Here is a 12212-nt window from a genome sequence, read left to right on the forward strand (position 1 = left end):
CGGCAATGTGGAGAGGACAAGTGAGCACTTCCACGCACCACAACGGACTCTGGAGCCCGTCGGACATGCGTGCCTCCGAAGAGCACGTCGAGGGAGCCCCCGCACAGATCACCGCCATGCAAGGCGGGTGGCTCAAGTTCTTGCTCGGTAGCTTCACCGTGCAGGACGTCATCCTGCTCGTCTACCTCACGGTCGTACGGCTGCTGCTCGCGCAGCGGCATGCCACGGCCGATCAGGTGTCGTGCGCGCGGACGACGGAGCTCTGCATCGGCGTCATCTTCGGCGCCGTGCTGATCGGACGCGTGATCCCCGGCATCCCGCCGCTCGTCCGGAAGATCGTCTACCGCGTGAGCATCGTCGGCGTGCTGCTGCAGAACTACCTCGTCCTGCGCTGGCTCTTGCCCGTGGTGCGACCGGACTCGGTGGACGGGACGCTGCTCCGGATCGACGAGGCGATCTTCGGACGCGAGCCGGCGCTCGTGCTCGAGGCGTTCAACGTGCGGCCCGTCGTCGAGTGGTTCTCGTTCTTCTACTTCAGCTACTTCCTCATCGGCGCGACCTACATGATCGTGGGCGTGTGGCTGACGAAGCCGAGCCGCCGGACGACGGCGTTCGCGATCGGGACGCTGCTCGTCTTCGGCATCGGGCAACTCGGCTACATGGCGGTGCCCGGCTACGGCCCGCATCAGTACCTGGCCCAGCAGTTCAAGGGTCCGATCAACGGCGGGTTTTTCTGGGGATGCGTCTGGGACACGGTGCAGGCCGGCAGCGCGATGAAGGACATCTTCCCCTCGCTGCACACGGCCGTGCCGACGTGGTTCACGCTGCACGCGCTGCACAACGCGAAGACGGATCGACGCTGGCGCTGGCCCGCGCTCGTGACGGGCTTCTTCGCGGCGAACATCATCTTCTCGACGGTGTTCTTGCGCTGGCACTACGCCATCGACGTGCTCGTGGGTCTGACGCTCGCGTTCACGGCCGGGACGCTCGCGCCCATCATCGCGCGGCGCGAAGAAGAGTGGCGCCTCGCGCGAGGCCTGCGCGGCGCGTGGGTCTTCGACTGACGGAGACGCGAACGGCGCGCCGCACCGTCGATCATTCGTCACCACCCGCCCAGCGAAGCCGCACGAGCCCTTCCCCCCGAGCCACGAGCCGCGCCGAGCAAGCGAGCCGCTGCGAAGGCGGCGCGTCGAAGACGTCGAGCACGTCGGACTCGTCGCTCGACGGAGGTTCGAGGAGCGCGGCGCCTTCGAGGACCTCGACGAGGCACGTGCCGCAGCTTGCGGAGCGACACGAGAACGAGACGGGCGCGCGGCATGCGTCGCTCACGTCGACGAGCGCGTCGCCGGGCTCGGCGTCCGCGGCCGTGGCGGGGCCGAGCTCGTTCGCCAGGAACTCCACCCGGATCACGAGGCAGCTCTAACGGAAGGCGCGCGCGCCGTCGACCCGCTGCCTCGGCATTGGCGAGGCCGAGCGACCGCGATATCCAGGGGCGATGGCGAATCATGGGTGGGATGCGTTGATCCTCGGGGGCGGACCCGGTGGTTCCACGCTCGCTGCGAGCCTCGCGCGGCGCGGCCGACGGGCGCTCGTGCTCGAGCGCGAAAAGTTCCCGCGGTTTCACATCGGCGAGTCGCTCTTGCCTCGATCGCGCGAGGTCTTCGCCGCGCTCGGCGTGGACGAGGAGCTCGATCGCAGGTTCTTGCGCAAGTACGGCGCGCGGTTTCTCTGCTGCACGACGGGGCGTGAGAGCACGTATCGCTTCGAGGAGAGCTTCGATCCGAAGTTCACGTACGCCTATCAGGTGCCGCGCGCCGAGTTCGATCACGTGCTGCTCGAACACGCGCAGAAGCTCGGCGCCGAAGTGCGCGAGCAGTGGGAGGCGACGGACGTTCTCTTCGAGGGCAGCCGCGCCGTCGGGGTGCGCGCGAAAAACCTCCTGAACCCGTCCGAGGTGGTGGAGCTGTTCGCGCCGGTCGTCGTCGACGCGACGGGGCGCGACACGCTCCTCGCTTCACGCACGCGGCGGAAGGCGAACATCGCGCGGCTCGACAAAACCGCGCTGTTCTCGCACTACCGCGGCACGTTCCGGCCGAGCGGACAGGATGAAGGAAATATCCAGATCGTGATCTTCGAGCACGGCTGGTTCTGGTTCATCCCGTTCCGCGGCGATGTGACGAGCGTGGGCGTGGTCGTGTCGTCCGAGTGGATCCGGCAGAAGCAAAAAGGCGAGACGCTCGAATCGTTTTACGATCGTACATTCGCGCGATCGCCGATGGCGCGTGAGATCCTCGGAGGCGGGACGCGGCTCAGGCCCGTCGGCGCGCTGGCGGACTTTTCGTATCGGATCGATCAGCTCGCGGGGGACGGGTGGCTCTTCGTCGGCGACGCGGGTGGCTTCCTCGATCCGCTGTTCTCGACCGGCGCACACCTCGCCATCAAGGGCGCTTCGCTCGCGGCCGAGGCGATCGATCACGCGCTCGAGGCGGGCGACGTGTCGCGCGCGGCGTTCGCCTCGTACGAAGCGAACGTGCGGTACGCGGTCGATCTGTTCCTGGGGGTCGTGCAGAGCTTCTACGCGGGGCAGTTCCGCGAGACGTTGTTCGAGCCGAACCAGCGGACGACGATCCGCAGGCTCATCACGTCGATCCTCTCGGGCGACGTGTTCCACGTGGAGCGCCGTCCGCCGTGGGCCTCGTTCCTCCGCGAGCACTACCCCGCCGAGGTGCCCACGTTCGCCTGAACGCGCGCTACTTCGAGGGCACGCTCGCGAGGTTCTCCTTGCACGTCGCGGCGAGCCCTTCCTTGCCGCCGGGCGCCTGCGCGGCTTCACGCCACGCCTTCTGCATCGCCTTGAAGCCGGGTTCACGCGCCGCGCGCGCCTCCTCGGGCAAACCGTCGAGGAAGGCCTCCATCTTCTTCACGTACGCGTCGCACTCCGCGACGCCGATCGCGCCCTCGGATTCGGCAGCGGTCCCCTCGCCGTCGCTGCCCTTGCTGCAGCCGAACATCGAAAGAGAAACAAAAGCGACCACCGCGACCGTCAAACTCCGCATCTCGAACGTCTCCATGGGAAGCCCGCGGGCATCCTGCCACACGAAGGCGCAAAGAGGACAGTTCGTGGCGACGCGGCGCGGGCGCTACGAGCGGACGAGCAGGATCGCGTGCTCCTTGCGCGGACGCGAAGCGAACGCGCGGCGCGTGGGCGCGTGGAAGTGTGGGCGCGGCTGCGAGGCGACGGTGTCCACGCGGAGGCGCGCGCGCGGCGCGACGCGGCGGATCACATCGACGGAGTAGACGGGGCGGCCCGCGACGACGCTGTCGGCGAGGAGGAGGATCGCGGAGGCGTCGGGGCGCATGACGCGGCCGAGCGCGGCGAGGGTGTCGCCGATCTCGCGCTCCCAGCGGGTGATGCCCTCTTCGGGGCCCATGGGATCGAGGCGGCGACGCGCGCCGATCTCGGCACGCTCGAAGCGCTCGGGGCGAAGGCGCAGCCAGCGAAGGCGCGCCTCGTGGTGCGCGAGGTAGTCGTAGACGCCCGGGTACGGCGGCGAGGTGACGACGAGATCCACGGAGCGATCGTCGATGCCATCGAGACGGCGCGCGTCGCCTTCGAGGACACGCGCGGGCGGCGCGGCGGCGAGGCGCGCTTGCACCTCGGCGCGACGCAAAGCGAGCTCCTCGGCCTTGCGCACGAAGAGGCGCGCGGCGAAGCCGGAGGCGATACGTCGTTCGAACTCGCGCTCGGACGTGTCGGAGGTGCGGCGGCTCAGCTTCGTGAGGATCGACGAGAGCACGAGCTCGAGCTCGCCGCGCAGAGCGGGCTCTTCGATGCGATCGATCCCGGCGCGCACGCTGTCGAGCTCGAGGAGCACGTGACGATCGAAGAGGTCGAGATCCTCGGGGCCGTACCGCCGCGTGGGTCCGCTCTTCGCCTTGCGGCGTTCGTCCGCGAAGAGCGCGACCGCGCGCGCGGCCTCGACGAACGCCGTGCGATCGGCCTCCGTGGTGTCGCGCAGCTTGAGCGCGGCGAGGCGCACGGCGAGCGGGTTCGCGTCGACGCCGATCGCCTTGCGACCTGCGAGACGCGCCTCGACGAGCACCGTGCCGCTGCCGCAGAACGGATCGAGGACGGCGGCCCCGGGGCGCGAAAAGGACTCGACGAGCCGCTGCGCCGTCACCGGGTGCATGCGCGCCGGGTAGCTGTGGAAGCCGTGCACGTGCGCGCGCGCGGCCTCCTCGGCGACCTCGGACGGGGGCACGTCGAGCGCGCGGACGAGCGCCGTGCCTCGCGTGGAATCGCCCTCGACGGTGGTCTCTCCGCCGACGTGGGAGAGAGCGCGCCGCACGTTGGGCTTCGTGGGCTCGCTCGGTTTCGGCTTTGCTGCCTCGTCGGGCCTTCTTCGCTCGTCGGGCTTTCTTCGCACGAAGGGCCTCGTCGACTCGTCGGGCTTTCTTCGCACGAAGGGCTTCGTCGACTCGTCGGGCTTCGACCGTTCGCTTCGCTTCGTTCGCTCGCGCATCACACCTTCTCGCGCCTGACGCCGGGCGCGCGCGCCTCGGCCTCCGCCTCGGCTTCGGCCTCGGCTTCTTCGACCGCGGCGAGGTCGGGTTTGTCCGGGGAGGCGCCGATCCTCATCCGCGTGAGGCTCCCGTCGTTGCGGATGATCTCGTGCGCTTCGAGAAGCGCGAGCATCTCCTCGGCCTGCGGCTCCTCGATCGGGAGCGCCTCCACGAGCGCGCGCGCCGTGACGGGTCCCTTGATCTGCGCGGCCACGTCCGCCGCCACCGAGAGCCACGCCTCGTCGAGCGCAGGCTCGATCTCCTTGGCCTGCGCCCGCGAGCGCGCGAGGAACCACGCGATCAGCGCGGCGAGCGGGCCGGCGGTGAAGAGGCTCGCGAGGAGAAACCCGAGGCCCGGGTTCACCACGCCGATGACGCCGAGCAGCCCGTAGATCGCGAGGATGCCGATCGTGCCCGCGAGCGCGACGCCCGTGAACGCCGCGGCCGCGCGGTTCTTCGCGCGCCCCTTTCGCGCGAGCTCGGCGCGCTTCAGCGCCGTGACCTCCTTGCCGCTGCGCCGCATCTTCTTCGTGTCGAGCGGCACGCGCGGGCCGCCGCAGACGTCGCAGCGGAACCGGAGCTCCGCGTCGCGGCTCGCCCCCGCCGTGGCCCCGCAGTGCGGACACGCCTCCATGCGTTGCGAGGTCCCGCAGCGCGGACAAACCGCGGCGCCCGCGGGAACGCCCGCGCCGCAAGCGACGCACCGACCTTCGGTCGATCCGGCGGTCATGGCGAGACGCGAGCGATCCGTCCGCGCGTCGCTCTCGCGCCCTTCAGAGCCGGCATGATGAACACGGTCGCGTGCATCAGGGGCGCATCTAATCCGGGGCCGGTCCCACGGCCAGAGGAGAGCGCACCGATCGGCGCTGCGGGCGAGGCGGATGCGGACGGGCGCCCGACCGGGACGGCTCGGCTCGCTTCACGGCGAGGCGCGGACGTGCCAACATGGCCGCATGCGGGGACGGTGGACCCGGACGGGCCGGAACGCTGCAGCGTGGAGCGTGGCCGCCGGTTATGCGCTCCTCGCGTGCCTGGCGACCGCCCTCGCGCTCGCGCTCCGGGACGGCGCGCCCTGGATGTACCCGAACCCGTGGCTCGGCCTGACGTCGACCGTCGGGACGCTCGCGAGCGCTCTCTCCGGCATCATCCTCGCCACGATCCTCGTGGTCACGACGCGCCTCGCCGTCGGACGGTTCGGCTGGGCGCGCAGGCTGCACGGCGAACTTCGTCCGGTCGCGAAAGATCTGTCCGTCGGGCAGATCTTCATCCTCGCGGGCCTGTCGAGCCTCGGCGAGGAGGTGCTCTTCCGCGGGCTGCTCACGCCGGTGATCGGCGTCATCGGATCGGGCGTGCTCTTCGGGCTCTTGCATCAGATGCGCGGGCCGAGCCGCTGGGTCTGGACGGGGTGGGCGACGGCCGTGGGCCTGATCCTCGGGGCGATCTTCGCGGCCACGGGCTCGCTCGTCGGGCCGCTGCTCGCGCACGCGATCGTGAACGCGGTGAACCTCGGGTACCTGCGTGATCACGATCCGGGAAACGATCCCGAGCAGAACCTCGCCTGAAAAAACCCGCGGCGAGCGCGCTCAGCGCTTCTTGTCGTTGACCGGGCCCGTCTGCGGATGACGCGGCGGCAGCGGCGGCGGGGCCGGACGAACGCCGCTCTCGGTGAGATCCGGCCGCGTCTGCACCGCTTGTCGCGGCGGCGGCGTGGGCGAACGCGGCACCGGGCCCGTGCCCGGGTTCGGCAGCGGCGGCGGCGTGCTCTTCGAATGCGTGCCCGGCACCGGCGGACGCGCCGCGGGCGCGGGGCCGGGGAACGACGGACGCGTGTACTCGCCGCTCGCACGTGCAGGCGCGAGCGGTTGTTGTTGTTGTCGCGGCGGAGGCCCCGGCAGCCGGGTCGCCCCGCCGGGCGCGCGAGGCGGTGGTCCGGGCAAACCTCCCGCGGTCCGCGTGGGCACGGGCTGGCGCGGCGGCGGACCGGGCAAACCCGGGGAGACCGCAGGTCGCGCGGCGGGCGTGAGGCGCGGCGGAGGCTGGTTGGGCGAACGCGGCGCCATGACGCCCGGACGAACCGGCCCCGCTGCGTACGTCCCGGCCGGCCGCTGCGGACCCGCTGCGGGCGCAGGCCTTGCGCCGGGCTGCCTCTGCGCGGTGCCCCAGTTCGGGCGATAGGCCGGCGCGCCGTCGAGATCTTCCTCTTCGAGCTGGTACTCGGACGCGGGCGACACCTCGACCTCGTCGAGCGCTTCCGCGGAGAGCTCGGTGAGCTGCTCGGATTCCTCGACGAGCTGCGCTTCATCGCCGTAGGCCGACTCCGGCACGAGCTCCTGCGAGCCCGGCGCGGCTTCCGCGCGGCCTCCGCTCTGCGGCGGTGCCACGGGCTCGTCCATGCCGAAGTCGGCCCAGTCATAGTAGGCCTTCCGATCGGTCTCGTCGTCGTGGTGCGCGTGCGCGGCCGGCGCGGCTGCAGCGGGCGCGCGTTGCGGCGGCTTCGCGGGCTCGGCGAGCGCCTTCGATGATGGAGGACCGAGATCGGTGCGACGCGACGGAGGCCCGCCCATCGCGGGCGCGGAGAGGCGCGTGGAGGGCGCGGCCTTGCTCGAACGAGGTTGCTCTCCGTTGTGGATGCTCTCGTCTTCGAGGCGCACGGCTTCGAGGAGCAGATGTCCGATCGGTTGCGCGTTGCCCGTCGGCGGACGATCGGGCTGCGGGACGAACGAGAACCGACCGACCTTCCAGCCGAGGATGCTCCGCAGGATCGTAATCGCGTCGGTCGTCGTGCCGCCGATGGTGCCGGTCACGATGAAGCCGGAGGCGACCGCGAGCTGCGCCTTGCGCTTCTTGCTGATCACCTCGACGACGCCCGTGCGCCGCTCGAGCTCGAGCACCGTGAGCACGGTGGCGATCGACATCTGACTGAGATCGCCCTGGATCGCCGTCGTTTCGGTGCTGGACGAGGGCGGCACGGAGACGAGCGAGTTGCGACGCTGCCGGAGACGCCACGCCATCTGCACGAGCGCGCCGACCTGCGCGACGACCTCGTCGACGCGGAACGGCTTCGTCATGTACGCATCGGCGCCGACGTGAAACCCTTCGAGCCGCGCCTCTTGATCGTCGAGGGCGGAGAGGAAGAGGAACGGCGTCACGGACACGCGCGACGGCTGCGTGCGGACGTTCCGCGCGACCCAGTAGCCGTCGTTGTCCGGCAGATCGATGTCGCAGATGATGCAGTCCGGCTCGCGATCGCAGGCCGTATCGAGGCCTGCTTGCGCGGTGTTGCAGACGATGACGTCGTAGCCTGCGTCACGGATCGCGCCCGAGAGCAGGCTGCTGACCCACTCGTCGTCTTCGATCACGAGCACGAGCCCTCGGGGCATTGGCGAAACCGTATCACGTGCGCTCGCCGGGGGGCCAAGTGGCAAGGGGTCCGCCCGGTCGGTTTCGTTCCGGGGCGCCGGGGGGGCACCCCGCGTCTCGGCCCGGCCGCCCGGAGGGATTCGGCCGCGCACGCCGGGCTTTTCGGCGCTAAGCTGGCCCTCGTGACGAAGGGAACGCGGATCGTGGTCGCCATGAGCGGCGGGGTCGACTCCTCCGTGGCGGCCGCGCGCCTCTGCGACGCCGGCTATGACGTCATCGGGGTGACACTCCACCTCTGGGACTACCCCGACGACCGGAGCGAGCGGGGTCGTTGCTGCGCGCCCGAGGATCAACACGACGCCCGGCGCGCGGCGGATCACCTGGGCATCCCGCACTACACGTTCGATCGGCGAGAGCTTTTTCGCGCGCACGTGGTCGACCCGTTCGTCGACGCGTACCTCGAAGGCGAGACGCCGAGCCCCTGCGTCTCCTGCAACCGCTCGGTGAAGATGCGCGAGCTCTTCCCGCTGGCCGAGCGGCTCGGCGCGTCGTTCGTCGCGACGGGCCACTACGCGCGGACGGTGGTCGGCGCGGATGGACGCGCGCGGCTCTACCGAGGCAAGGATCGCGTCAAGGATCAGAGCTACTTCCTGCACATGCTGCGCGAGGACGAGCTCGCGAAGCTCGTCCTGCCGCTCGGGGACGCGACGAAGGAAGAGGTGCGCGCCGAGGCGCACGCGCGGCGGATCCCTCGCGCGGACAAGGGCGAGAGCCAGGAGCTTTGTTTCGTCCCGGCCGGCGGGTACGGCGCGTTCGTCGAGAACCGCGCGGGGCGCGAGCGAGTTCGTCCGGGCCCGATCGTCGACGAGCGTGGGCGCACGGTGGGGCAACACGAGGGCGTGCATCGGTTCACGATCGGCCAGCGCAAGGGCATCGGCGTGGCGCTCGGTCGGCCTGCGTTCGTCGTGGGGATCGACGCGGAGTCGGGCGCAGTGCGTCTCGGCGGCGAGGACGCGCTACTCGCGACGGGCGCGCTGCTCGAAGCGGGCGCGTGGAACGACGACGTGACGTTCCCGCTCGAAGCCGACCTGCGGGTGCGCGCGCGTCACGAGGGCGAACGCGCGACGATCGAGCGCGTGCAGGATCCGGAGCGAGGCGAGGTGCTCGTCGCGCGGTTCCACACGCCGGTGAAGGCCGTTTCTCCGGGCCAGGTGGCGGTCGCGTACGACGGTGATCGTGTCTGCGGCGGCGCCACGATCAAAGCCGCGCTCCATGCAAGTGCGGGAGGCGCGGCGTGAGCGCGCGTCTCTGCCTCGGGGTCGCGTCGCTCCTGGCGCTCGGCGCGATGGGCTGCTCGCTCGGGCAGGGCGAAGGCGAGGTCAAGAGCGACGCGCTCGTCGCGAAGGACTGCTGGTTCGACGCCTACGATCTGCGCCCGGACTTCTTCGCGGCGGTGCCGTACCGCTCGACGCTCCAGATGCGCGTGCAGCGCGGGACCGATCTGCAAGAGGTGTCGGACGGGCTCGCGGTGCTCGTCGAGGACGTAGGCAAGGTGCGGGAGGAGCTTCTCGGCAAGCCCCTCGACGTCACGCTCTCGCCGGGCGTCTTGCCGCCCGGCTCGGATTTCCCGGCGCCGCCGCCCGAGGATCAGCCGGCGATCCACGTCGCGCTCTACCTCCAGCGCTCTTGCCACAACCAGAACGTCATCCTTTATGCCGTGGATGGCTCGGTCACGTTTCATTCGCTGTTCAGCGGTGATCCGAACGAGGCCGAGGCCGCGGAGAAGTACACGGACGCCGAGTTCGACGTGTGGATGGGTGATCCACGCGACGCTCCCGTGGACGCGCCCGCGAACGAGATCCCGAAGGAACTGCAATCGCGTGTGACGGGTTTCTTCCGCTTCTACTTCGAGCGCGGCCAGCCCGGGCAGCCCTTTCCCTGAAGTTCGAGGCGCTTCGGTAGGGTCCTTACCCCCGCCGCAGAACGGCGTGGTCGCCCGCTGAACATCCGGAAGCGTTCATGCGCTCTCTCCGGCGCATGGAAAGTGGACTCGTTTTCGCGGTAGGATTCCATCAACGCGTCATGGCTCAACCTCCGCCTCGACCCGCTGCTTCGCGACCGGGCGGTCCGGCACCGGCGAACAACAGGAGCGCGCCCGCCTCCTCGTCCGGTCCCCGCCCGAAGGAACCGGAAAAGCAGCAAGCGCCTGGGACCTTCTTCCTCGGACGATACCGCGTCGTCGACGAGATCGGCGTCGGAGGCATGGCGAGCGTGCATCTGGCGCGCATGGACGGCCCCGGCGGCTTCCAGAAGTGGGTCGCGATCAAGCGCATCCACCCGCACCTCGTCGAGGACGATCAGTTCGTCGACATGTTCCTCGACGAAGCCCGCATCGCGGCCGGGATCAACCACGCGAACGTCGCGCAGGTCTTCGATCTCGGCAAAGACGACAACACGTACTGGATCGCGATGGAGTACCTCCACGGCGAACCGCTGCGCGAGGTCATGCGGCGGGCCGAGGAGAAGCGGATGAACATCAGCCCCGAGCTCGCGGCGCGCATCTGCGCCGACGCGGCCGAGGGCCTCCACGCGGCGCACGAGCTGCGCGGCAAGAACGGCCAGCTCCTCGGCCTCGTTCACCGCGACGTGACGCCGCACAACCTGTTCGTCACGTACGACGGCTACACGAAGGTCGTCGATTTCGGCATCGCGAAGGTCGCCGATCGACTCGCGTCGACGCGCGCGGGCACGCTCAAGGGCAAACTCGCGTACATGTCGCCCGAGCAGGTGCGCGGCGCGGACGTCGATCGCACGACGGACATCTTCGCGCTCGGCGTCGTGCTCTGGGAGCTGACCACGAACCAGCGCCTCTTCCGCATGGACACCGATCTCGACACGCTCGAGAAGGTGCAGGCCTGCGTGGTGCCGCTGCCCTCGACGATCGTGCGCGGCTATCCGCAAGGGCTCGAAGCGGTCGTCATGAAGGCGCTCGCGAAGAACAAGAAGGACCGCTACCAGACGGCCCGCGAGTTCTCCCGCGCCCTGCAGGTCTACCTGAACCAGAGCGGAGCGTTCGTCGGTCCCGAAGAGGTCGCGCAGTTCGTCCGACACGTGTTCACCGATCGCATCGCCAAGCGCGAGGCGCACCTCGCGTGGGCCGCGGAGGTGACGTCGACGGTCAACGTCGATCAACTCCGCGCGCAAGGCGGACTGAACGATGATTCGCTGCTCGACGACGACGACGACGATCGCCGCGGCCGCGCGAGCGGGACGGCGCCGTCGAAGTCGGCGGCGCAGCCGATCGCGAACCGCGCGCCCGCGGCGATGCCGCCGCCCGAGGATCGATCCGCGTCGCAGCAGATGGCCGCCACGTCGCTCATGGACGACGACGAGGACGTGCCGACCACGGTGGCGACGCGTGATCACCTGGAGAAGGCCGCAGGCGGGCCGCTGCCGAGCGCAGGTCGTCCGGCGATGCCGCAAGCTGGGCAGAGGCCGCAGCTCACGACGCCGCTCCCCGCCGCGGGCATGCCCGGGCCGGGGCAAAACGAGCGCACCGCGGCGCTGCCGAACGGCGGGTATCCGGGTGACGCGGACGATCTGAACGCGACGATCGCGCTCCCGATGAACGCGAAGATCCCGGATCCCGGGCCGCCCCGGCCGGGGTTTGGCGCGCCGCAACAGCCTGGATTCGGCGGGTATCCCCCGCCGCAGCAGCCGGGCTTCAACGGCGCGATGGCGCCGCAGCAGCCGGGCTTCGGCTTCGGGCAGGCGCCGCAACCGCAGTACGGGCAGCCGCAGCCGGGATACCAGCCCCCGATCAGCAACCCGAACGTGCAGGTGCCGCAGCAATACGGCCAGCGCGTGGCGCAGTCGCAGATCGAGACCGCGATGTCGCTGCCGCGCCCCGATCCCGCCGCGCTCTGGATGGCGCAACAAGAAGCGGCTCGTCAGCAAGGCGGGCCGAAGCGCAACACGGGCGTGTTCGTCCTCGTCGTCGCGCTCGTCGCGCTCAGCGTGATCGGCATCGGCGTGCTCGTGTATTTCAAGCTGAAGCAGCCGCAAGAAGCGGCGACGCAGCCGTCGGTCACGGCCGTGCCCGAAGCGCCGCCGATCCCGAGCACGGTCGCCGTGCCCGCGCCTGCACCTGCGCCGGCGCCTGCACCCGCGCCGACCGAAACGGCCGCGGCCGCGCCGACGGAAACGGCCGCGCCCGCGCCCGCACCGGGCCCCGGGGGCGGCAACGCGCCGGCCACCGCGAAGACGGCCGCGACCGCGCCCACGGCCGC

At 70.6% G+C, this 12212-nt stretch carries 11 protein-coding genes; 6 read left to right on the forward strand and 5 right to left on the reverse strand.

Annotation, left to right across the window (positions count from 1 at the left end):
• Positions 1–65 precede the first annotated feature (65 nt).
• Positions 66–1064 carry a phosphatase PAP2 family protein gene (locus tag QHF84_RS41120; RefSeq protein ID WP_281319053.1) on the forward strand — a complete coding sequence of 333 codons (999 nt, stop codon included), beginning with the start codon at positions 66–68 and terminating at the stop codon, positions 1062–1064.
• A gap of 31 nt (positions 1065–1095) precedes the next feature.
• On the opposite strand, the gene QHF84_RS41125 is transcribed toward QHF84_RS41120, so the two are convergent.
• Positions 1096–1410 (reverse strand): 2Fe-2S iron-sulfur cluster-binding protein, encoded by a 315-nt coding sequence (locus QHF84_RS41125; RefSeq protein ID WP_281319054.1) that lies wholly within the window; start codon positions 1408–1410, stop codon positions 1096–1098.
• Between the two features lie 85 nt (positions 1411–1495).
• On the opposite strand from QHF84_RS41125, the gene QHF84_RS41130 reads away from it, so the two are divergent.
• A complete protein-coding gene (locus QHF84_RS41130; RefSeq protein WP_281319055.1) occupies positions 1496–2743 on the forward strand; it encodes an NAD(P)/FAD-dependent oxidoreductase in 1248 nt (415 codons plus the stop codon).
• Between the two features lie 7 nt (positions 2744–2750).
• Here the strand turns inward: QHF84_RS41130 and QHF84_RS41135 are convergent, their stop codons facing one another.
• The 3 genes from QHF84_RS41135 to QHF84_RS41145 form a co-directional block, all read right to left on the reverse strand.
• Positions 2751–3071, reverse strand: a complete 321-nt coding sequence (locus QHF84_RS41135) for a hypothetical protein (protein ID WP_281319056.1) — start codon at positions 3069–3071, stop codon at positions 2751–2753.
• 69 nt (positions 3072–3140) lie between these two features.
• The gene (locus QHF84_RS41140; protein ID WP_281319057.1) at positions 3141–4523 is read right to left on the reverse strand and encodes a DNA methyltransferase; all 1383 of its coding nucleotides are present in this window, start codon (positions 4521–4523) and stop codon (positions 3141–3143) included.
• Positions 4523–5293 carry a zinc ribbon domain-containing protein gene (locus QHF84_RS41145; protein WP_281319058.1) on the reverse strand — a complete coding sequence of 257 codons (771 nt, stop codon included), beginning with the start codon at positions 5291–5293 and terminating at the stop codon, positions 4523–4525. The genes QHF84_RS41140 and QHF84_RS41145 overlap by 1 nt, the downstream gene beginning before the upstream one ends.
• Positions 5294–5564: 271 nt before the next feature.
• On the opposite strand from QHF84_RS41145, the gene QHF84_RS41150 reads away from it, so the two are divergent.
• Complete coding sequence (locus QHF84_RS41150) at positions 5565–6125, forward strand: CPBP family intramembrane glutamic endopeptidase (RefSeq protein WP_281319059.1); 561 nt, start codon at positions 5565–5567, stop codon at positions 6123–6125.
• 21 nt (positions 6126–6146) lie between these two features.
• Here the strand turns inward: QHF84_RS41150 and QHF84_RS41155 are convergent, their stop codons facing one another.
• Positions 6147–7943 (reverse strand): response regulator, encoded by a 1797-nt coding sequence (locus QHF84_RS41155; protein WP_281319060.1) that lies wholly within the window; start codon positions 7941–7943, stop codon positions 6147–6149.
• 162 nt (positions 7944–8105) lie between these two features.
• Between QHF84_RS41155 and mnmA the strand changes: the two genes are divergently transcribed.
• From mnmA to QHF84_RS41170, 3 genes are all read left to right on the forward strand, one after another.
• Positions 8106–9221, forward strand: coding sequence for a tRNA 2-thiouridine(34) synthase MnmA (gene mnmA / locus QHF84_RS41160; protein WP_281319061.1), 1116 nt, complete (start codon positions 8106–8108; stop codon positions 9219–9221).
• Positions 9218–9865 carry a hypothetical protein gene (locus QHF84_RS41165; RefSeq protein ID WP_281319062.1) on the forward strand — a complete coding sequence of 216 codons (648 nt, stop codon included), beginning with the start codon at positions 9218–9220 and terminating at the stop codon, positions 9863–9865. Before mnmA ends, QHF84_RS41165 begins: the two co-directional genes overlap by 4 nt.
• 320 nt (positions 9866–10185) lie before the next feature.
• Positions 10186–12212: protein kinase (locus tag QHF84_RS41170; RefSeq protein ID WP_281319063.1), on the forward strand; the 2027-nt coding region annotated here is incomplete at its 3' end.

Origin of the sequence: Polyangium sp. y55x31 (genome assembly GCF_029946505.1) — a bacterium.
Classification (GTDB): domain Bacteria; phylum Myxococcota_A; class Polyangia; order Polyangiales; family Polyangiaceae; genus Polyangium.

Excerpts from the sequence above, each read along its gene's own strand:
- QHF84_RS41155 (WP_281319060.1), bottom strand. The coding sequence starts at position 7,943 with ATGCCCCGAGGGCTCGTGCTCGTGATCGAAGACGACGAGTGGGTCAGC.
- QHF84_RS41145 (WP_281319058.1), bottom strand. The coding sequence starts at position 5,293 with ATGACCGCCGGATCGACCGAAGGTCGGTGCGTCGCTTGCGGCGCGGGC.
- QHF84_RS41140 (WP_281319057.1), bottom strand. The coding sequence starts at position 4,523 with ATGCGCGAGCGAACGAAGCGAAGCGAACGGTCGAAGCCCGACGAGTCG.
- QHF84_RS41130 (WP_281319055.1), top strand. The coding sequence starts at position 1,496 with ATGGCGAATCATGGGTGGGATGCGTTGATCCTCGGGGGCGGACCCGGT.
- QHF84_RS41135 (WP_281319056.1), bottom strand. The coding sequence starts at position 3,071 with ATGGAGACGTTCGAGATGCGGAGTTTGACGGTCGCGGTGGTCGCTTTT.
- QHF84_RS41120 (WP_281319053.1), top strand. The coding sequence starts at position 66 with ATGCGTGCCTCCGAAGAGCACGTCGAGGGAGCCCCCGCACAGATCACC.